Source organism: Nocardia sp. NPDC050712, assembly GCF_040654295.1.
In the GTDB taxonomy this organism is placed as follows: domain Bacteria; phylum Actinomycetota; class Actinomycetes; order Mycobacteriales; family Mycobacteriaceae; genus Nocardia.
This window is the reverse complement of record NZ_JBFAHT010000001.1, coordinates 308,066-328,791: the sequence shown is the minus strand read 5'-3', so window position 1 is coordinate 328,791 and position 20,726 is coordinate 308,066. Positions and strand designations below refer to the sequence as shown.

General features: G+C 69.3%; 19 protein-coding genes. 9 read left to right on the top strand and 10 right to left on the bottom strand.

The genetic code is table 11. The annotated features are described in order from the left end of the window. The first annotated feature begins 3 nt into the window (after positions 1–3). The 4 genes from AB0H76_RS01640 (at position 4) to AB0H76_RS01625 (ending at position 5,390) form a co-directional block, all read left to right on the top strand. On the top strand, positions 4–834 hold the full coding sequence (locus AB0H76_RS01640) for an SDR family NAD(P)-dependent oxidoreductase (RefSeq protein WP_357315865.1): 831 nt from the start codon (positions 4–6) through the stop codon (positions 832–834). 9 nt (positions 835–843) lie between these two features. Further along, on the top strand, positions 844–1,761 hold the full coding sequence (locus AB0H76_RS01635; protein ID WP_357315862.1) for an alpha/beta hydrolase: 918 nt from the start codon (positions 844–846) through the stop codon (positions 1,759–1,761). 121 nt (positions 1,762–1,882) lie between these two features. Next, positions 1,883–3,676, top strand: coding sequence for a long-chain fatty acid--CoA ligase (locus tag AB0H76_RS01630; RefSeq protein WP_357315859.1), 1,794 nt, complete (start codon positions 1,883–1,885; stop codon positions 3,674–3,676). 154 nt (positions 3,677–3,830) lie between these two features. Beyond that, entirely contained in the window at positions 3,831–5,390 is a 1,560-nt protein-coding gene (locus AB0H76_RS01625) for a molybdopterin-dependent oxidoreductase (RefSeq protein ID WP_357315856.1), read from the top strand. 2 nt (positions 5,391–5,392) lie between these two features. Here AB0H76_RS01625 and AB0H76_RS01620 read toward each other — a convergent pair whose 3' ends face one another. The 4 genes from AB0H76_RS01620 to AB0H76_RS01605 all read right to left on the bottom strand — a co-directional run bounded on the left by AB0H76_RS01620 (position 5,393) and on the right by AB0H76_RS01605 (position 10,206). Continuing rightward, positions 5,393–6,880: a DHA2 family efflux MFS transporter permease subunit gene (locus tag AB0H76_RS01620; RefSeq protein ID WP_357315853.1), complete on the bottom strand. Its 1,488-nt coding sequence runs from the start codon at positions 6,878–6,880 to the stop codon at positions 5,393–5,395. Between the two features lie 111 nt (positions 6,881–6,991). Further along, complete coding sequence (locus AB0H76_RS01615; RefSeq protein WP_357315850.1) at positions 6,992–8,470, bottom strand: DHA2 family efflux MFS transporter permease subunit; 1,479 nt, start codon at positions 8,468–8,470, stop codon at positions 6,992–6,994. Between the two features lie 26 nt (positions 8,471–8,496). Next, positions 8,497–9,222 carry a PadR family transcriptional regulator gene (locus AB0H76_RS01610; protein ID WP_357315848.1) on the bottom strand — a complete coding sequence of 242 codons (726 nt, stop codon included), beginning with the start codon at positions 9,220–9,222 and terminating at the stop codon, positions 8,497–8,499. Positions 9,223–9,324: 102 nt separating this feature from the next. After that, positions 9,325–10,206: a glycine betaine ABC transporter substrate-binding protein gene (locus tag AB0H76_RS01605; protein WP_357315845.1), complete on the bottom strand. Its 882-nt coding sequence runs from the start codon at positions 10,204–10,206 to the stop codon at positions 9,325–9,327. 243 nt (positions 10,207–10,449) lie between these two features. Between AB0H76_RS01605 and AB0H76_RS01600 the strand changes: the two genes are divergently transcribed. Genes AB0H76_RS01600 through AB0H76_RS01585 form a run of 4 tightly spaced genes read left to right on the top strand, consistent with a single transcriptional unit; the run spans position 10,450 to position 13,864 of the window. Then, on the top strand, positions 10,450–11,334 hold the full coding sequence (locus AB0H76_RS01600) for an ABC transporter substrate-binding protein (RefSeq protein WP_357320296.1): 885 nt from the start codon (positions 10,450–10,452) through the stop codon (positions 11,332–11,334). A gap of 9 nt (positions 11,335–11,343) precedes the next feature. Then, positions 11,344–12,504, top strand: coding sequence for an ATP-binding cassette domain-containing protein (locus AB0H76_RS01595; protein WP_357315842.1), 1,161 nt, complete (start codon positions 11,344–11,346; stop codon positions 12,502–12,504). After that, positions 12,501–13,151 (top strand): ABC transporter permease, encoded by a 651-nt coding sequence (locus AB0H76_RS01590; RefSeq protein ID WP_357315839.1) that lies wholly within the window; start codon positions 12,501–12,503, stop codon positions 13,149–13,151. The genes AB0H76_RS01595 and AB0H76_RS01590 overlap by 4 nt, the downstream gene beginning before the upstream one ends. Further along, on the top strand, positions 13,148–13,864 hold the full coding sequence (locus AB0H76_RS01585; RefSeq protein ID WP_357315837.1) for an ABC transporter permease: 717 nt from the start codon (positions 13,148–13,150) through the stop codon (positions 13,862–13,864). The genes AB0H76_RS01590 and AB0H76_RS01585 overlap by 4 nt, the downstream gene beginning before the upstream one ends. A 58-nt stretch (positions 13,865–13,922) precedes the next feature. Here AB0H76_RS01585 and AB0H76_RS01580 read toward each other — a convergent pair whose 3' ends face one another. From AB0H76_RS01580 to AB0H76_RS01565, 4 genes are all read right to left on the bottom strand, one after another. Next, positions 13,923–15,110, bottom strand: coding sequence for an NADP-dependent malic enzyme (locus tag AB0H76_RS01580; protein ID WP_357315833.1), 1,188 nt, complete (start codon positions 15,108–15,110; stop codon positions 13,923–13,925). A 457-nt stretch (positions 15,111–15,567) separates the two neighbouring features. Then, positions 15,568–17,295: an FAD-binding protein gene (locus tag AB0H76_RS01575; protein ID WP_357315830.1), complete on the bottom strand. Its 1,728-nt coding sequence runs from the start codon at positions 17,293–17,295 to the stop codon at positions 15,568–15,570. 64 nt (positions 17,296–17,359) lie between these two features. Beyond that, on the bottom strand, positions 17,360–17,626 hold the full coding sequence (locus tag AB0H76_RS01570; RefSeq protein ID WP_357315827.1) for a hypothetical protein: 267 nt from the start codon (positions 17,624–17,626) through the stop codon (positions 17,360–17,362). Then, positions 17,623–18,477, bottom strand: a complete 855-nt coding sequence (locus AB0H76_RS01565) for a PHP domain-containing protein (protein ID WP_357315824.1) — start codon at positions 18,475–18,477, stop codon at positions 17,623–17,625. The genes AB0H76_RS01570 and AB0H76_RS01565 overlap by 4 nt, the downstream gene beginning before the upstream one ends. Positions 18,478–18,561: 84 nt before the next feature. Between AB0H76_RS01565 and AB0H76_RS01560 the strand changes: the two genes are divergently transcribed. Beyond that, positions 18,562–19,629 (top strand): magnesium and cobalt transport protein CorA, encoded by a 1,068-nt coding sequence (locus AB0H76_RS01560; RefSeq protein WP_357320294.1) that lies wholly within the window; start codon positions 18,562–18,564, stop codon positions 19,627–19,629. Between the two features lie 2 nt (positions 19,630–19,631). Here the strand turns inward: AB0H76_RS01560 and AB0H76_RS01555 are convergent, their stop codons facing one another. Together AB0H76_RS01555 and AB0H76_RS01550 are read right to left on the bottom strand one after the other, a co-directional pair. Further along, positions 19,632–20,213: a suppressor of fused domain protein gene (locus AB0H76_RS01555; protein ID WP_357315821.1), complete on the bottom strand. Its 582-nt coding sequence runs from the start codon at positions 20,211–20,213 to the stop codon at positions 19,632–19,634. Positions 20,214–20,215: 2 nt separating this feature from the next. After that, entirely contained in the window at positions 20,216–20,707 is a 492-nt protein-coding gene (locus AB0H76_RS01550) for a general stress protein (RefSeq protein WP_357315818.1), read from the bottom strand. Positions 20,708–20,726: the final 19 nt, after the last annotated feature.

Below are 20,726 nucleotides of genomic sequence, written 5' to 3'. Positions count from 1 at the left end.
CCCGTGGGCAACGACGCTTACTTCAAGGGCAAGGTCTGTGTGATCACCGGCGCCGGTTCCGGCATCGGGCGCGCCCTGGCGGAGAACCTGGCCAAGCGCGGCGCCAAGCTGGCGCTGTCCGACATCGACACCGAGGGCCTGGCCGAGACGGTGCGCCGCTGCGAAGCCCTCGGCGCGCAGGTGAAATCGGATCGGCTCAACGTCGCCGAGCGCGAGGCGGTGCTGCTCTACGCCGACGCCGTGAAGGCGCACTTCGGCGTGGTGCACCAGATCTACAACAACGCGGGTATCGCCTACCACGGTGATGTGATCAAGTCCGAGTTCAAGGACATCGAGCGCATCATGGACGTGGACTTCTGGGGCGTCGTCAACGGCACCAAGGCTTTCCTGCCGATGCTCATGGAGTCCGGCGCGGGCCATGTCGTCAACGTCTCCAGCCTGTTCGGCCTCATCGCCGTGCCGAGCCAGAGTGCCTACAACTCGGCGAAGTTCGCGGTGCGCGGCTTCACCGAGTCGCTGCGCCAGGAGATGATCCTGGGCAAGCACCCGGTGGAGGTCACCTGCGTGCACCCCGGCGGCATCAAGACCGCGGTCGCGCGCAACTCCACCTTCGCCGAGGGCATCGACGGCAAGAAGGCGGCCGCCATGTTCGACGCGAAGCTGGCCATCCACACCCCCGAGATGGCCGCGCAGACCATCACCGAGGGCGTGCGCAAGAAGCACGGCCGGGTGCTGATCGGCTGGGAAGCCAAGCTGCTCGACGCCTTCGTCCGAATCTCCGCTTCCGGCTACCAGCGGATCTCCGCCGTGGTGAACCGCACCTTTCAGCCCTGAGGTAAACCGATGCGCGACATGAATTTTCCGCTGCCCGTGTCCAAAGCCGTGCTGGGACGGATGTTTCCGGCCATGCTCAACGCGCGGCTGCCGTTCCCGGTGCAGCGCAAGCTGATGGATGTGGGCTCGGCGCTGCAGTGGCTGCCCGACAACACGGTCGTGCATCGGCTCCGCCTGGCCGGGCGTCCCGCCGAAAAGCTCACCGTCCGAGGCAAATCCGCCGCCGGCGCGGTGCTGTACCTGCACGGCGGCGGGTACACGGTCGGCTCGCTGGCCACCCATCGTTCGCTGGCCGCGCGGCTGGCGCACGAGACCGGGTGCGCGGTGTATCTGCTGGACTACCGGCTGGCGCCGGAACACCCCTTCCCGGCCGGACTCGAGGACGCCACCGCGGCGTTCCGCGAGCTGGTCGAGCAGGCGGGCTATCGGCCCGACCAGATCGCGCTGGCCGGCGACTCGGCGGGCGGCGGGCTGAGCCTGGCCACCGCGCAGCGGCTGATCGCCGAGCACGGCCTGACACCGGCCGCGCTCGGTCTGATCGCGCCCTGGACCGACCCGAACGTCGTCCCCGAACAGGAACGCGACCTGGTCATCAACCGGCCGTGGTCGCGCGCCTGCGCCGCCGCCTACCTGGGCGACGGCGACGGGAACGACCCCGGCTACGCGCCGCTACGCGGCGAACTGCACGGCTTGCCGCCCACCTACGTCCAGGTCGACGTCAGTGAGCTGCTGCACAGTCAGTGCGTAGAGTTGGTCGGCGCACTGCGGACCGCCGGTGTGCATGTCCGGTTCACCGAAAGCCAGGGGCTGTGGCATGTCGCGCAGGCACAGGCGGCCTTCGTGGCCGCCGCCGCCGCGGCGGTGCGCGAACTGTCGGATTTCCTCAAAGAGGCGATCCAACCGGTGTCGATGCGCGACCTAGGATGATCGACAACCCCATTCCCACCGGGTGTAAACACGCCATTTCGCGTGTTTACGGTGGTCGATATGACGACCGCCTCATAGGTGTCGTAGATTACTGGCGAGTAAACCACGTGGAAGGGCACTGATGCGCGAGTTCGAAGTTCCGGCTTCTTACACAATTCCGGCGGACGCGAATAATTCCGACAACGTCTTCCGGCACGCCGAGCAGTCGCCCGATGCGGTCCTGTTCGACGTCCCGAACGGACGCGGCGGCTTCGACGACGTGACGGCCGCGCAGTTCGCGAAGACCGTCACCGGCGTGGCCAAGGGACTGATCGCCTCGGGCATCGGCTTCGGCGATCGGGTCGCCATCATGGCGCCCACCCGCTACGAGTGGGTCGTCATCGACTTCGCCATCTGGGCGGTCGGCGGCTGCACCGTCGCGATCTACGACAGCTCCGCCGCCGAGCAGGCCAAGTGGATCCTGCAGGACTCCGCGACCAAGCTGCTGGTGCTCGACAACGACACGCACCGCGCCACCATCGACGAGATCGCGGCCGATCAGATCCCGGCGCTCACCGAGATCCTGCAGATCGACAAGGGCGCCGTCGAGGAGCTCATCACCCGCGGCGCCGAGCTCGACGACCAGGTGGTGCACGAGCGCCGCGCACAGGTCGGCTCGGAGTCCCCCGCGACCCTGATCTACACCTCCGGCACCACGGGCCGCCCCAAGGGCGTCATGCTCACCCACGCGAACCTCTACGGTCAGTCCCGCTCGGACCTGATCGCGCTGCGCAAGTACATCATCGAGGGCAAGAAGACCCTGATGTTCCTGCCGCTGGCGCACGTCTTCGCCCGCGCGGTGACCCTGGCCAGCTTCGACGCCAAGGTGACCCTGCGCTTCACCGCCGACTGGACCACCCTGGTGGACCAGTTCGGCGTGTTCCGCCCGCACTTCATCCTCGCGGTGCCGCGCGTGTTCGAGAAGGTCTACAACGGCGCCAAGCAGAAGGCGCACGACGGCGGCAAGGGCAAGATCTTCGACGCCGCCGCCGAAACCGCCATCGCCTGGAGCGAGGCGCTGGACAACGGCGGCCCCGGCCTGGTGCTCAAGCTCAAGCACGCGCTGTTCGACAAGCTCGTCTACAGCAAGCTGCGCGCCGCCCTGGGCGGCCAGTGCGACGCCGCGGTATCCGGCGGCGGCCCGCTGGGCGCCCGCCTCGGCCACTTCTTCCGCGGTATCGGCGTCACCATCTTCGAGGGCTACGGCCTGACCGAGACCACCGCCGCCGTCACCGTGAACACCCCGGAGTACATCCGGGTCGGCTCGGTCGGCCGCCCCACCGAGGGCCACGGCGTCAAGATCGCCGAGGACGGCGAGCTGCTGGTACGCGGCTTCTCGGTGTTCAACGGCTACTGGGGCAACGAGGAAGCCACCGCCGACGCGTTCGCCGACGGCTGGTTCAAGACCGGCGACCTGGGCGCCATCGACGCCGAGGGCTTCATCAGCATCACCGGCCGCAAGAAGGAAATCCTGGTCACCGCGGGCGGCAAGAACGTCTCCCCCGCGCTGCTCGAGGATTCGCTGCGCGCGCATCCGCTGATCAGCCAGGTGATGGTGGTCGGCGACGGCCAGCCCTTCATCGGCGCGCTGATCACCCTGGATCCGGAGGCGCTGCCGGGCTGGAAGGAACGCAACGGCATCTCGGCCGAGACCACGACCGAGCAGCTCATCGACAACGCGGCCCTGGTCGCGGAGATCGATGCCGCCGTCGCCGAGACCAACCACAAGGTCTCCAAGGCCGAGGCGATCAAGAAGATCCGCATCCTCCCGGTCGACTGGACCCAGGAAACCGGTGAGCTCACCCCGAAGATGTCGCTCAAGCGCAACGTGGTGATGAAGCAGTACGCGGCCGACGTGGACGCGATCTACAACTGAGTTCGGCTCCGCACCGGCGCCGCTCGCGAAACCTCTTCGCGGGCGGCGCTTTTGCGTGCCGCACGCCGTCGCGCTTGTGACGAAACAGTGACGTACCGCCGTTTCGGCCGCTGCCGGGCGGTCCGGTCCGCCGCGCGGCAGTAGGCTCGAATCCATGGCCGAGCTGCGTATTCGTGTGGTAGCGGGCGTCTTGGCCGCTGCGTTGGCGCTCGGGATCGCCGAGCTGGTGGCGGCGTTCACCGGGGCGGGCACCGCGCCGATCATCGCGCTCGGCTCGACCGTCATCGATCACACGCCGGATGGTCTGCGCGAGTGGGCGATCCAGACCTTCGGCACGAACGACAAAGCCGTGCTGTACCTCTGTATGGCGGTGGTCGCCGTCGTGGTCGCGGGGCTCGCGGGCGCCGTCGAGCGGACCGAGCGGGCGGCCGGGTCGGCGCTGCTGGCGGCGTTCGGGGTGCTCGCGGTGATCGTCGCGGTGGGCCGCCAGGGACTGCCGGGATTGTGGCCGACCGTGATCGGCGTCGGAGCCGGTATCTACGCGTTGCGGGTGCTCACCCGGCGCATCGACGCCGCGTTCGATTTCGCGCCGGAAAAGCCGCTCGGCACAACCGAATCCGTCGAGTCGGCCGATCCGGTCGCGGCCCCGGAGCGCAGGCAGGTGCTGCGGGGCATTCTCGTCACCGGCGGGCTGGCCATCGCGTCGGGTGTCGGCGGGAAGCTGCTCGGGTCGCAGCGCACGGATGTCTCCGAGGAGCGGGCGGCCGTGCAGCTGCCCCAGCCCAGTGGACCACCGATTTCCCTTGCGCCGGAAGCGGATCTGCGGATCCCCGGCCTGACGCCCTACCTGACCCCGAATTCCTCGTTCTACCGGATCGACACCGCCCTGATCGTCCCGCAGGTGTCGATCGAGGACTGGTCGCTGCGCATCCACGGCATGGTGGATCGCGAAATCCGGCTCAGCTGGGCCGATCTGGCCGGCCGCACCGCCGTCGAGCGGCTGATCACCCTGGCCTGCGTCTCGAATCCGATCGGCGGCGACCTGATCGGCAACGCCCTGTGGCGTGGTTACCGGCTCGACGAACTGCTGGCCGAAGCGGGCCCGCACCCCGACGCCGACATGGCCCTGTCCACTTCCAAGGACGGCTGGAACTGCGGCGCGCCGCTGGCCGCGCTCACCGACGGCCGCGACGCCCTGCTCGCCGTCGGCATGAACGGCGAACCGCTCCCGGTCGCCCACGGCTACCCCGCCCGGCTGGTCGTTCCCGGCCTCTACGGCTACGTCTCGGCCACCAAATGGGTCACCGACATCGAGATCACCCGCTTCGATCGCGTCACCGCCTATTGGACCCGGCGCGGCTGGTCGGCCGAGGGGCCCATCAAAACCGCGTCCCGCATCGACACCCCGCGCGCTCGCGCCCGCCTGTCCGCCGGCCGCATCCCGATCGCGGGCGTCGCCTGGGCCCAGCACCTCGGCATCACCGCCGTCGAGGTCCAAATCGACAACGGCCCATGGCAACCCGCGCGCCTGTCGGCCGACCAATCCATCGATACCTGGCGCCAGTGGGTCTACGACTGGGACGCCACCCCGGGTACGCACACGCTGCGCGCCCGCGCCATCGACGCCACCGGCCGGCCGCAGATCGCCGCGTTCCAGGACGTCATCCCCGACGGCGCCACCGGATATCCCGCGGTCACCGTCCAGGTGAGCTGAGGCTATCGGCCCTCGACCTCGGTGGCCGCGGCGCCGCGGCCGCCGGGCGCGGAGCGGCGATGGCTGACGAACAGGGCGCTGGCGAGAATGCCGAGGACCAGGATGCCCGCGGGCAGCAGCATGGATTGGCCGAGGGCGGTGCTGAAGGCTTCCTTCACGGGTTCCGGGATGGGTCCCTGGCCCGTGCCGCCCTCGGCGATATTGCCGCCGCCCAGGCCGTGCGCGGCGACCCGCGCCGAGATGAGCGCGCTGATCGCCGCGCTGCCCAGGACCGCGCCGACCTGCCGGGTGGTGTTGTAGACGCCCGCACCCGCACCGGCCTGCGCGACCGGCAGATTGTGCGTGGCGGTGGAGGCGAGCGGGGCCCAGATGCACGCGTTGGCCAGGCCCGCGAAGCCGGCGACGACCAGGTACCAGATCAGCGGCGAATCGGGCTTCATCAAGGCCGAGAAGGCGAAGACCGACAGGGCGAACAGGGTGAAGCCGAAGGTCGGGACGAGGCGCGGGTGCAGCCGGTCGGAGAACCGGCCGATGAGCGGGGCGCAGATGCCGGTGATGATCGCCATCGGCGCGAAGACCAGCGCCGACTTGGTGGGCGAGAGTTCGCGCACCGCTTGCAGATAGAAGTAGGACGGCACCATCATCGCCGTGACCGCCGCGCCCATGGCAGCGATGGCCAGGTTCGACAGGCCGAAGTTGCGGTCCTGGAACAGGCTCATCGGCAGCAGCGGCTCGCCGGTATTGCGGCGCTGGTTCCAGACGAACAGCGCCAGCAGCACCAGCCCGGCGCCGATCATCAGCCAGATCAGGCCGGACCAGTCGTGGGTGTTGCCCTCCTGAATGCCGAAGACCAGCAGGAACATTCCCGCACCGCTGAGCAGGATGCCGGGGACGTCGTACTTGTGCACATGCGTCGGCAGCGCGGGAACCAGCCACAGCGCCAGCGCGAAAGCGATGATGCCGACGGGAATGTTGACGAAGAAGATCCACTCCCAGCCGCGCCAATCCACCAGCACGCCACCGAGAATCGGGCCGACCAGCGTGGCCAGGCCCGCGACGCCGCCCCACAGGCCCATCGCCGCCCCGCGCCGATCCGGCGGGAAGGTCCGGGTGATCACGGCCATCGTCTGCGGCGTCATGAGCGCGGCGCCGATGCCCTGCACCGCGCGCCACAGGATCAGGTGCGCGATGGTGCCGGACAATCCGCAGCCCAGCGAGGCGGCGGTGAAGATGAACAGGCCCACCAGGTAGACGTTCTTGGGGCCGAAGCGATCGCCGAGCCGCCCGGTCACCAGCAGCGGCACCGCGTAGGTGAGCAGGTAGGCGCTGGTCACCCAGATCACCTGGGAGATGTCGGCGTGGAAGGCCTCGAGGATCGCCGGGTTGGCGACCGCGACAATGGTCATGTCCAGCAGGATCATGAAGAAGCCCACGACCAGCGCGAACAGCGCGAGCCACGGGTTGCGTTCGGTATCGGCGCCCACGGACATGAGATGTTCCTCTCGACCGAGCCTCGGTTAACCAGAACGTAGCCAGCCTAGGTCAGAGACGACGACGGCGGCCCCCTTTCGGAGGCCGCCGCCATGACGATCGAGTAGCGGTCAGCTCGCGACCGGCTCGGCCGGGGCCGGCGTGGCCACCGGCGCCTTCGCCCCGCGGTTATGGCTGACGAACAGCGCCGCGGCCAGCACGCCGATCAGCAGGATGCCCGCCGGCAGCAGCGTGGCCTGGCCCAGGGCGGTACTGAACTCCGCCCGGATCTGGTCCGGAATGGCACCCTGGCCGGCGCCCTCACCGACCGGTGCGCCACCGCCCAAACCGTTGGCGCTGAGCCGCGCCGCGATGAGCGCGCTGATCGCGGCGCTGCCGAGCACCGAGCCCACCTGCCGCGTGGTGTTGTAGATGCCCGCACCCGCGCCGGCCTGCTGCACCGGCAGATTGTGGGTGGCCGTGGCGGCCAGCGGCCCCCAGATGAAGGCGTTGGCGATACCCGCGAGCACGGCCGCCAGCAGGAACCAGATGATCGAGGAGTCCGGCGCCATCAGCACCGCCCACCAGAAGACCGAGACCGCGAACAACGCGAAACCGATGGTCGGCAGAATGCGCGGTGCGAGGTTGTCGGAGAATTTGCCGACGAACGGCGACAGCAGACCGGTCACGATCGCCATCGGCGCGAAGACCAGCGCCGACTTGGTCGGCGACATGTCGCGCACGGCCTGCAGATAGAAGTAGGCCGGCACCATCAGCGAGGTGATCGCCGCGCCCATGGCCGCGATGGCCAGCGACGACAGCGCGAAGTTGCGATCCTTGAACAGCGCCAGCGGCATCAGCGGCTCGTCGGTATTGCGTGCCTGGTTCACCACGAACAGTGCCAGGAAGACCAGGCCCACCCCGATCATCAGCCAGATGCGCACCGACCAGTCGTGGGCATTGCCCTCCTGCAGCCCGAAGACCAGCAGGAACAGGCCGATACCGCTGAGCGCGATGCCCGGGAAGTCGTACTTGTGCTCGTGCGTCTCCAGCGCGGGCACCAGCCACATGACCAGGCCGAAGGCGATGATGCCGACCGGAAGGTTGACGAAGAAGATCCACTCCCAGCCGAGCGAATCGATCAGCACGCCACCGAGAATCGGGCCGACCAGGGTGGCCAGGCCGGCCACGCCGCCCCACAGCCCCATGGCCGCGCCGCGCTTGTCCGGCGCGAAGGTGCGGGTGATCACCGCCATGGTCTGCGGTGTCATCAGCGCGGCGCCCAGCCCCTGCACGGCGCGCCAGACGATCAACTGGGCGATGGTCCCCGACAGGCCACAGCCCAGCGACGCGGCGGTGAAGACCACCAGGCCGATGAGGTAGATGTTCTTGGGGCCGAAGCGATCGCCGAGCCGGCCGGTGACCAGCAGCGGCACCGCGTAGCTGAGCAGGTAGGCACTGGTCACCCAGATCACCTGGGAGACGTCGGCGTGCAGGCCCTTCATGATGGCCGGGTTGGCGACCGCGACGATCGTCATGTCCAGCAGGATCATGAAGAAGCCGACGACCAGCGCGCCCAGCGCCAGCCACGGATTACGTTCTTTTGTCATCGGTTTCGTTCCAATCAGCGAAATGTCTAAGTTGCTTGCGGCCGCCGGGCCGATCCGGCCGAGCGGCGCGGCACGGGGGGTAACTCGTCGTAGGGGATGTCGCCGCCGGTCCAGGCGTGCTCGGGTTCGGTGCGGCGCAGACCGGTGGCAGGGTCGAATTCCTCCCACTCGAGCGCGCCGCTGTCCAGGTCGTCGATGAGAGACTTGATCCAGGCGACCTCGGCGCCCAGGGTGCTCTGCAAGTACTGCAGCACGATCCAATACCGCCGCGGCACCGTCTGGCTCCGGGCCCACTCGCCCATGGTGTCGAGATCGGCGAGATCACTTTCCAGGAGCTCGACGCGTTCGCGCAGGAGGTCGACGACGCAGTGGCTGGGCAGGTTGTGCGCCTCGGCCAGGGCCACCGGGAAGATCGGGAACTCCGCGCCGGGCGAGCGGATGATCTCGGAGATCCTGGCCCGCATGGCTTTGCGGCCGTGCTCGGTGATCCGGTAGGTGGTGCGCTCGGGCCGGTTGCCCGCCCGGTCCACCCCCTCCGCTCGCACCAATTCCTGCTCAGCCAGCCGCGCCACCGTGTGATACAGCGAGCCGGGGCGAACCTTGACCAGCACGTCCTCCCCGCGCGTGAGCAGCAGTTGATACATCTCGTAGGGATGCATGGGCCGCTCTTCCAGCAGGGCGAGCACGGCGATCGCCAACGCCGTGACCGTGGGGCGCGCCTTGCGCTCCATCTTCACCTCCTGATGCTCCACTTCGAATACTCCACGTGGAATATACGGCGTGGAACAACTCGGCCACAAGGCCCCCGGGTCGCCCGTGCGACCCGAATCACACTGCGGGTGGGCGGTTTACCGCTACAGGCCGTGCGCGTCGAGCCAGGTGCGGGCCGCGTCGGCCGAGGTCAGCTCGCCGGCGCGGATCCGCCGGAGCAACTCGGCGAGTTCGTCGGTGGTCAACTCGCCCGCGACGTAATTGAGCTTCTTCAAGCGCTGCTGATCCAGACTGCCCTTGCGCAGCACCGGCAACACGTTCTGTGCGCGCAGCGCGTACTCGGCATCGGTGAGCACCGTGAGCCCGGCGAGCGCGTCCGGCGCCAGGGCGGGCGGGCCGCTCAGCACGCCCGCCTGAATCCGCCCGTCCAGCAGGGCTTCGCGCAGGCCTTCCGGGCCGGGCAGGACGCTGGTCTCGCGAAAAGCGCACCCGGCCACCGCAACCGGTACGGCGGGAGCGCGCAGCACCGCGGGCACCGGCGCGAGACCCGCCGCCAGCTCCGGGCAGCGCGGACCGAGCGCGGCGATCGAACGCACCTGCTGCTGCTCGGCCGCCGCGGCCGGAATCAGCACGCGCGGGCGCATATCCGTGCCGTCGGCGGCATCGGCGACCACCAGACCCTCCGGCAGCGAACCGTGCAACGCCTTCGTCACCTCGGCGGGCGTGCGGGCCGCCGTGCCGCTGTCGAAGAATTCGAGCAGTTCGCCGTTGTGTTCGCCCACCAGCGACACCGTGCCCGCGTCGAGCGCGGCCAGATACCCGGCGCGATCACCCAGCTCACCCTTGACCGACACCTGCAGCCCCGTGCGCGCCAGCCCCTGCGCATAAATCTGCGCAAGCAGATCCGATTCCGCCGAATTCCCCGCGCCGACCACGAAATCCGGCGTCGCCGGCTCATCCGCGCAGGATACGGCCAGTGCGGCGACCGCAACGACCAGTATCCGGGCAAGGATGGACCTCGACACGGCCAGCACCATCCGGCGACCCCAACTCTCCGTAGTGAACAGGAACATCATGCAACGGGCAGTATGGACATCCAGAATGTACCGGTGGCCTCGAGGCAAACAGTCGGCCACACGCTCGAGCACGCCTTGCCCGGAAGGACTCCCGTGAAAACCACGATCACTCCCGCCCCCCGGCGGACCGCGCCGCGGTTGGCGCTACGCGCCGCCAGACTCGTCGCCGCCGCGACGGCGCTCGCCGTCGCCATGGTGCTGTCCGCCTGTGGCAACTCGGATCCATTGAGCAGCGGGGGCAGTTGCGAAGGCGACGGCCTCGTCGTCGGCTCCGCCGATTTCCAGGAATCCGAGACCGTCGGCCACATCTACGCCGAAGCCCTGCGCATCAACGGTTTCCAGGTGGACACCCGCTTCCGCATCGGCAGCCGCGAGGCCTACGTGCCGGCCCTGCGCAACTGCGATATCTCGGTGGTCCCCGATTACACCGGCAACCTGCTGCAGTACCTGGACAAGAACGCCACCGCCGCGACCGCCGCCGAGGTGGACAAGGCCCTGGTCGGCGCGCTGGGTGCCGATCTGGCGATCGCCAAGCCCGCCGCGGCCGAGGATTCGGACGCCGTGGTCGTCACCAAGGCCACCGCCGAGAAGTGGAACCTCACCACGATCGCCGACCTGGCGTCGCATTCGGCCGAGGTGAAGTTCGGCGCCCCCGCGGAATTCGCCGAGCGCGCCGGCGGCCTGCCCGGCCTGAAGAAGAACTACGGCGTGGACATCGCCGCGAACAACTTCGTGGCGATCGCCGACGGCGGCGGCCCCGCCACCGTGCGGGCACTGGTCGAGGGCCAGGTGACGGCGGCCGATATCTTCACCACCTCGCCGGCCATCCTGGAGAACAACCTGGTGGTGCTGCAGGATCCGAAGCACAACTTCCCCGCGCAGAACGTGGTCCCGCTGTTCAACGCGAAGAAGAAGACCGACAAGGCCGCCAAGGTCCTCGACGCCGTCTCGGCCAAGCTCACCACCGAGGGTTTGCTGAAGTTGAACGACGCGGTTTCGGGTAAGACCAAGACCGAGCCGAAGGCCGCCGCCCTGGAGTGGATCCGCACCCAGGGGCTGGACAAGCCGGTCAGTTAGGAGTTCCGCGTGTCCGATATCGAATTCCGCGGCGTCGGCAAGGTCTATCCGGATGGCACGCACGCGGTCACCGAGCTGGATCTGCTGATTCCCTCCGGATCGTTCACCGTGTTCGTCGGTCCGTCCGGGTGTGGCAAAACCACCTCGATGCGGATGATCAACCGGATGATCCAGCCCACCAGCGGCGCGATCACCATCGACGGACAAGATATTTCGACCATCGACCCGGTGAAACTGCGGCTCGGTATCGGATACGTCATCCAGAGCGGCGGCCTGCTGCCGCATCGCACGGTGCTCGACAATGTCGCGACCGTGCCGGTGCTGCGCGGAGATTCGCGCAAGGCCGCCCGGGCCGCCGCACTGGAGATCCTCGACCGCGTGGGGCTGGACCGGGAACTGGCCACGCGCTATCCCGCCCAGCTCTCCGGCGGTCAGCAGCAGCGCGTCGGCGTGGCCCGGGCGTTGGCCGCGGACCCGCCGATCCTGCTGATGGACGAGCCGTTCAGCGCCGTCGACCCGGTGGTGCGCGCCGAGTTGCAAGCCGAAATGCAAAGGCTGCAGGCCGAATTGCACAAGACCATCGTGTTCGTCACGCACGACATCGACGAGGCGATCCGGCTCGGCGACAAGGTCGCGGTCTTCGCCCGCGGCGGCGTACTGCAGCAGTACGACACACCGCGGGAAGTGCTGGCCCAGCCCGCCACCGATTTCGTCGCCGACTTCGTCGGCCACGATCGCGGCTACCGCGGGCTGTCCTTCCGGACCGCCAATGGTGTTCCGCTGCACGAGATCCGGACCAGCACCGCCGACCAGGTCAAGACCTTGCGGCTGGAGCTGGGCGACTGGGTGCTCGTGGTCGACCCGGACGGCAAGCCGGTCGGCTGGATTGACGTGACCGGCGTGGAATCGATGCGCGCCGGACGCGAACTGGCGCAGAGCATGTCGGCGGGCGGCTCGCTGTTCACCCCGAGCGGTGACCTACGCCAGGCCATGGACGCCGCGATCTCCGCGCCCTCCGGCATCGGTGTGGCCGTGGACGATACGGGTGCGGTACGCGGCGGCGTCCTGGCCACCGAGGTGCTGCAACTGCTCGCCGACCAGCGCGCCGCCGAAGACGCCGAACGCAACCGGCAGGCCTTCGAGCACGGGCTGACCAAGGATCCGGCGTGAATTATCTGATCGACAATTTCGCGGAGATCTGGGGTTACACCCGAACCCATGTGAAGCTGGCGCTGGTACCGCTGCTGATCGGCCTGGTGATCGCGATTCCGGTGGGCGCCTTGATCCGCCGGATATCGTGGCTGCGGAAAATCACCACGGCCGTATCCAGCCTGGCCTACACCATTCCGTCGCTGGCGCTGTTCGTCATCATTCCGCCGCTGGTCGGAATTTCGACGATCGATCCGCTCAATGTCATCATCGCGCTCGCCATCTATTCGACCGCGCTGTTGCTGATCGCGGTGCCCGCGGCCCTGGATTCGGTGCCCGCCACCGTGATCGACGCCGCCGACGCCGTCGGCTTCAGTCCGCTGCGCCGCACGCTGACCGTCGATATGCCGCTGGCGATTCCGGTCTTCCTGTCCAGCCTGCGGGTCATCGCCGTCACCAATATCGCCATGGTGTCGGTGGGCGCGCTGATCGGCAGCGGCGGGCTCGGTGTCCTGTTCACCCAGGGCTATCAGCGCAACTACACCGACGAGATCATCGCGGGCATCATCGTCACCCTGGCGCTCGCGCTGGTCGTCGACCGAGTGCTCTATTTGCTGGGCCGCTGGGGGACGCCGTGGGTCCGCACCGCGAAAGGGGCCCGGGCATGAACCTTTTCACCGACGCCTGGCAGTACCTGATCGACGGGGCCAACTGGTCCGGTCCCACCGGCATCACCCAGCGCATCCTCGAACACCTCTGGTACAGCTTCCTGGCCGTCGCCGCCTCCGCGCTGATCGCGATCCCGCTGGGCCTGATCATCGGCCACACCCGCCGCGGCGCGGCCCTGCTGGTCGGCTTCGCCAACGCGATGCGCGCCCTGCCCACCCTGGGCCTGCTCACCTTCCTGGTGCTGCTGCTCGGCCTGGGCCTGATCCCGCCGCTGCTCGCCCTGATCACCGTCGGGGTGCCGCCGCTGCTGGCCGGGGCCTACGCGGGCATCGCCAACGTGCCGGCCGATGTCGTCGACGCCTCGCGCGCCGTCGGTATGAAGGAACGCCAGATCCTGTTCCGCGTCGAGGTGCCCAACGCGCTCCCGATCATCCTGACCGGCCTGCGCGGGGCCACCCTGCAGGTCGTGGCCACCGCCACCATCGCCGCCTACGTCAACCTCGGCGGCCTGGGCCGCTACATCTTCGACGGCATCGGCCTCTACCGCTACGACCGCGTCCTGGTCGGCGCGCTGCTGGTCGCCCTGCTCGCGATGGTCCTGGACGGGATCCTGGCCGGGGTGGTCTGGGCCAGCGCCCCCGGCACCGGCCGCCTGCGCCGCACGCGGCGCCTGCCCGTCACCCCGGCGGGCATCCTGCAACCCGCGCACTGACCCGGTACAGCGAGAGGCCCCGTTCCGATCGGAACGGGGCCTCTCGCTTGTCGATCGGTCAGACGACGCCTTCGGCGCGCGCGGCGGCGGCGACGGCCTCGGCCACGGCCGGGGCGACGCGCGGGTCCAGCGGGCTGGGCACGATCTTCTCCGGGCCGAGCTCATCGGCGACCACGGCGGCGATCGCGTTCGCCGCGGCGAGCTTCATGCCCTCGGTGATGCGACGGGCGCCGGCATCCAGGGCGCCCTTGAAGACACCCGGGAAGGCGAGGACGTTGTTGATCTGGTTCGGGAAATCGCTGCGGCCGGTGGCCACGATCGAGGCGTACTTGCGGGCCACGTCGGGGTGGATCTCCGGATCCGGGTTCGACATGGCGAACACGATCGCGTCGGGAGCCATCGTGGCGATGAACTCCTCGGGGATCAGGCCGGCCGACAGGCCCAGGAACACGTCCGCGCCCGACAGGGCCTCGGCCGCGCCGCCGGCCAGGCCGCGCGGGTTGGTGCGTTGGGCGAGCTCGGCCTTGACGCCGTTGAGATCGCCGCGTTCCCGGCTGACGATGCCCTTGGAGTCGAGCACGGTGACGTCCCGCACGCCCGCGGCGAGCAGGATGTTGGTGCACGCCACACCGGCGGCGCCGGCGCCGGACACGACGACCTTCAGGCCGTCGATGCCGCGGCCCTGCACCTTGGCGGCGTTGTTGAGCGCGGCCAGCACCACGATGGCGGTGCCGTGCTGATCGTCATGGAAGACCGGGCAATCCAGCGCCTCGATCAGGCGCTTCTCCACCTCGAAGCAGCGCGGGGCGGAGATGTCCTCCAAGTTGACCGCGCCGAAGCTGGGGCGCAGCCGGATGATCGTCTCGACGATCTCGTCGACGTCCTTGGTGTCCAGCACGATCGGGATCGAGTTCAGATCGGCGAACTTCTTGAACAGCGCCGCCTTGCCCTCCATCACGGGCAGCGAGGCGCGCGGGCCGATATCGCCGAGGCCGAGCACGGCGGTGCCGTCGCTGACCACGACGACCAGGCGGTCGGTCCAGGTGTACTGCTTGGCCATCGCGGCGTCCTGGGCGATGGCACGGCTCACCTGGGCGACGCCGGGGGTGTAGGCGATCGAAAGGTCGCGCTGGGTTTCCAGCGGCGCCGCCAGTTCGACCGAGAGTTTGCCGCCGAGATGGCCTGCGAAAATCTCTTCCTGCGTGATTTCGGAAAGGGCCGCAGTGGCATTCGGTGCGTCAGTCACAGGTGACACGATTTCACTCCTGCTCGGGTCGGGCAATCCGGGGGGACGGTTACCGCCGGGTAATTGGTATTAGGTGCTGCATACCGCTTCTAGAGTGCGCGCACCGGTGCGTTTCGATCTGCCGAGTATTCTTGCTTATTACTCGGCGGTACCGAAATGTGTTGTGGCGCTGCTGACTCTCGGCGGTGTCCGCGACCGCTTGCGTGGTTACGCAGGCTGCCGCCTCCAGGCGCATCGCTCCCGACCAGCGGGAGCCGGAGGGTGGTCCGGACGGAACATGCTCCGGTGACTCTCGGGGTGCGACGGTGCGTCGCTCGGCGGAGATCACCGTTATTCCCGAACCCGGCGGTGGCGGAGCGGGGAATCCGCAATATTCTGCCAGCCGGTCTCGCGACATGCCAAACCGGCCTGGGGTTATGCCGGTGCCGCGCCATCGTTCGAGAGTAAGGCGGCGGAATTACCCTGACGTAAGGGGAAACTCGCAGCTCGGTGGTGCGGGGATGTGAGAGACCCGACCGGAGTGCGCGGTCGCGCTGTGCGGAATCAGCTCGGCGGCCGCCCGCTCGGCGCGCGGCGCGGCGAGTACCGACTCCTGGCCGGAGGTCCGGCGCACGTCAGCGGTGAGTTCGACCGCCCCGGCCTGTGGGGGCAGCGCGTCCAGCCTGCGCCCCAGCGGCACCGGCACCTCGGCGGCCCGCACCTCGACGACCGGCGCGGCCGGTCGCCGGGTGTCGGTGCGCACCCAGATCCGATCCAGCCCGCCGGAGGTGAGCCGGACCCGCCAATCCTCGGCGGCCCCCGGGTGATCGGTGCGGCGATGCATGCCGCGGCTCTCGGTCCGGGCCAGCGCGCTGTACTTGGTCCATCGGGCCACCGCCAGCAGCGCCGCCGCCTGCCGGGCCTGCAACCGGCCCGTGCCGGTGCCGCCCAGGTCGAATTCCGCGCCCGGCCACATCGCGTCGAGTTCGGCGATGCTGTCGCGCAGACTGCCCGCGCTGCGCCAGTAGCTGCGGCGCAGCGGCAGGGTGTGCTCCTGCACCAGGCCGACGACCGCGCGGGGATCGATGCGGGCCCGGGCGTTCAAACCGGCGCCGGGCACCGGCCGCATCGTGTCGGGAGTGCCGCGGTCCAGGGCGAACCGGGCCGCGCCCGCGCCCGCCCACACGCCCGAGGCGATGGCCCAGGCACCGCCCTGCCCGCCGAAACCGCTGACCGCGCCGGTCATCGATTCCCGGCTGGCGACACTGCCCGCGGCGTAGAGCCCGGCCACCGAGGTGGCGCAGTCGGCGCCGGTCAGCAGCAGCCCGCCGGTACCGCCGACGGTGCCGGCCAGCACCGGGCGCAGCGGTACCCGCCCCGCGGGCCCGGTTCCGTTCGACCGGCCGCGGGTGGGCAGGTCGTCGAGCGCGGCGTACACGCGACGGCCCTGCCCGATCTCGGCGAAGGCCGCCGCCTGATCGCTGAGTACCGCCCCGGTTTCGTCGTAGAGCTTCTCGAACTGCAGCGGGTGCGCCGGCCCGCCGGTCACCGGGGCCAATCCGTAGGCGCTGGAGAACTCCATGCCGGACAGGTGCGCGCCCGCCTCGGCGGCCAGCAGCAAGCCGTCGCCGGTGTTCACCTCGGTGCCCGCGCCGCCGGACAGGAAGGCGCAGCCGCCGGTCGCCATTACCACCGCGCCCGCGTGCACGGTCCAGTTCTGATACCGATGGTGCGGCCGCACTCCGGTCGCGCCGGTGACGACGCCGTCCCGGTCGACGAGCAGTTGCAGCACCGGTTGGTGGTCCAGGACCAGCACGCCGGAAGCCCGTAGTCGGCGGCGCAGCCTGCGCAGATAGCTCGCCCCGTCCAGGCGGACCCGGACCGCGCCGCGCTCGCCGGGAAAGCGCTGCCCCCAGCGCGCCAGCTGTTCGACCCGCCGGTGGGTCTCGTCCAGCACCCGATGCAGGCAGTCCGCGTCGCCCAGCTCACCGCCCTGCCCGAGGGCTTGGCGGACCGCTTCGTCGCGGGCGGCGCCCGGCGGAATGGTCCACAGTGTGCTGACGCCGGTGGCGGCGGGACCGCTGGCCCCGCACCGCCCCTTGTCGACCAGAACGACGCGCGCGCCGGTCGCGGCGGCGGAGACGGCGGCCCAAGCTCCGGCGGGACCCCCGCCGAGAACCAGTACGTCCGTCTCGATCGCACTCACAGAAGAAATATTCGGCCACAATTCATCCGGCCGCAACCGCACCAGATAACTATTCCGCTTTTTGTCAGCTCCACCACTGGGTCCACAGCAATATTCCGCACACCACGAAAACAACGATCGATGCGGAAAACGCGGCAAAACCCCGACGCCGGTCCGCGAAAACCTGCGCGGAAATAACGACGATCGAAGTACCCACATGCCAGGCGATGGATTCCCCGCCCGGGCCGGGAAATCCGCGCCGCGCGCCGATGAACGCCGTGGCGACCACCACCAGCGTCAGCACGACGGCGCCCGCGGCGGCCATCCCGCTCAGCCCGCGCAGCACCTTCATCGGGATATCACCGGCACCCCGCTTGCCTTGCCGACGAGCACCTCGAGTTGCGCGGGATCGGTGGTGAAGTCGCCGAGCCGGATGGTCTTGTTGGACCCGTGGTAGTCCGACGAGCCGGTGGTGAGCAGCCCGAGCTCGGCGGCCAAGTCGCTCAGCACGGTCCGGTCGGCGGCGCTGTGGTCGGTGTGGTCGACCTCCAGGCCGCCCAGGCCGCGGGTGGCCAGGTCGCGGATGTCGTCGATGGCCAGCATGCGGCCGCGCTTGCGGGCCCGCGCGTGCGCGAGCACACTGACCCCGCCCGCCGCGGCGATCATCTCCACCGCGCGCCGCAGCGGGGTGTCGGCCTTCTCCGCGTAGTAGCGGCCGTGCGGGGCGAGCAGATCGGTGAACGCGGCGTCCACGGTCGGCACCACACCGGCGGCGACCAGCGCGCGGGCCAGGTGCGGGCGGCCCGCCGACGGACCCGCCGAGGCCAGCACCGCGTCCGGGTCGACGGGTAAGCCGTCGGCGGCCATCTGCTCGGCCATGGCGCGCAGCCGGTCCACCCGTTCGGCGCGCAGCCGTTCGCGTTCGGCGGCGAAACTGCCGTCGGCCGGATCGAAGAGGTAGGCCAGCAGGTGCACCGGCACCGGCCAGCCGTCCTCGCCGAGGCCGACGCACGACATCTCCATCCCGCGCACCAGCGTCAGGCCCGCGGGCAGCGCGTCCACCGCCTCGGCCCACCCGGAGGTGGTGTCGTGATCGGTGATCGCCACGACATCCAGACCGGCGGCGGCGGCATTGCGCACCAGTTCGGCCGGAGTGTCGGTGCCGTCGGAGGCGGTCGAGTGGGTGTGGAGGTCGATGCGCACGAGTTCAGTCTTACCCTGCGAGCCGGGATTACGTGATCACCGGTATGCGGCTGTTACGGACGTAGCATCGGATCCGTGCCATCCATGCCCCCGCTGCCGTCGTTCCGGACCCAACCGCGCACGGCCACCCAGCGCCCGCGCATTCCGGTGCCGACGGCGCGGGCGGTGGTCGACTGCGGGGTCTACGTCGAGGGCAAGCGCCTGCCCGGCCACTACACCCACCAGCAGGCGCTGGCCGAAGTCCGTTCCCGCGGCACCGGTTTCGTCTGGATCGGCCTGCACCACCCGGACGAGGCCCAGATGGCCGATATCGCCGAGACATTCGGTCTGCATCCGCTGGCCGTCGAGGACGCGGTGCACGCCCGCCAGCGCCCCAAACTGGAACGCTACGACGAGACCCTGTTCCTGGTGCTGCGCACCGTGCTCTACGTGCCGCACGAGATGAACTCGGTCAGCGAGATCGTGGAGACCGGCGAGATCATGGTGTTCACCGGCGCCGACTTCGTGGTCACCGTGCGCCACGGTGACCACGGCGAATTGGCCGGTGTCCGCAGCGCGCTGGAGGCCCAGTCCGAATTGCTCGCGCTCGGGCCGGGTTCGGTGCTGCACGCCGTCGCCGATCACATCGTCGATTCCTATATCGATGTCTCCGAAGCCGTCGAGAACGACATCGACGAGATGGAAGAGCACGTGTTCACCCCGAACAACCTGGTCACCATCGAGGCGATCTATCAGCTCAAGCGCGAGGTGGTGGAGCTGCGCCGCGCGGTCGCGCCCTTGCAGATTCCGCTGCAGATGCTCAGCCAGAGCCCGGATACCCCGCTGCCCAAGGAGATTCGCCGCTACATGCGCGACGTGGCCGATCACCACACCGCCGTCAACGATCGCATCGCCGATTACGACGAGTCACTGAGCGAGCTGGTCTCGGCGGCGCTGGCCAAGATCGGCGTGCAGCAGAACACCGATATGCGCAAGATCTCCGCCTGGGTGGCCATGGCGGCCTGGCCGACCATGGTGGCGGGTATCTACGGCATGAACTTCGACTTCATGCCGGAACTGCATCAGCCCTGGGGTTATCCGCTGATCTGGACCATCATCCTCACCGGCTGCATCGTGCTCTACCTCAACTTCCGGCGCCGGAGCTGGCTGTAGACCTAGAGCTGCGCGGCGCCGCGCGCCGGATCGCGGACATCGATACCGGCCTCGGCCCAGGCGTCGCGCAGGGCCTGCGCGCCACGCACCCGCACCCAGGCCGCCTCGGTCGCGGTGACCGGCGTGACCGTCAGATAGCGCACCGGCTCGGCCGGCTCGGGCAGCACGACCTCGGGAATCGCGCTGTCGCCCAGCAGGACCGCGGTGAACGGCGCGTTCACCCACATGGCCTCACCCAGGTCGAGTAGCGCATCCGATTGCAGCACAACGCCTTCCACCGCGGGGGTAGCGGCGAGCACACCGAGGGTCCGGGCCAGGCCGGATGCCGCGCCGGTCCCCGCACGCAGGGTGAGCACCAGTTCGGCGCGCGGGCCGCGTACCGGATCGGCCAGCAGATCGCCGGGATCGCCCATCGGCGTCCGGGATCCACCCAGCGTCACGTAATGGACCAGCTCGCCGTCACCGATCCGCAGGATCTCGATCGGCTCCAAGCCGAGGAATGTCACCGAGGCCGAATCGACACCGGCCGCGTCCACACCGAAGTGATCGAGCACCCCGGCGCGCACCTGCTGCACCACATCCATGCTCAGATGGCCAGCCGAGCCAGCATGTCGCGCGCCTGCTCGGCCGACTTCGGGTCGCACAGCACGTCGTAGCGGCCCGCCACCAGCTGCATGCTGGAGGCGAAGTCGCGCTGGCCCTTGGTCGCGGCGTACGGGATGGCCGTGGTGATCAGGCCGAAGACGATGCCGCCGACCAGGCCGACCGCCAGCGGCGCCAGCGAGCCGTCCGGGCTGAACAGGCTCAGCAGCAGGCCGATGAACAGGCCGAGCCAGGCGCCAGAGGCGATGCCGCCGCCGATGACCTTGCCCCAGGTCAGCCGGTACAGCACCCGCTCGACCTGCATCAGGTCGACGCCGACGATGGTCACATCGCCGACCGGGAAGTTGTTGTCGGCCAGGAAGTCGACCGACTTCTGCGCCTCGGCGTAGGTCGGGTAGGAGCCGACCGGCCAGCCCGACGGCGGCGTCGGCAGGCCTTGAGCACGGCGGTTAGCGTTCCCCAAGGGATTCGTCATGTCTCTATTCTGCTATTCC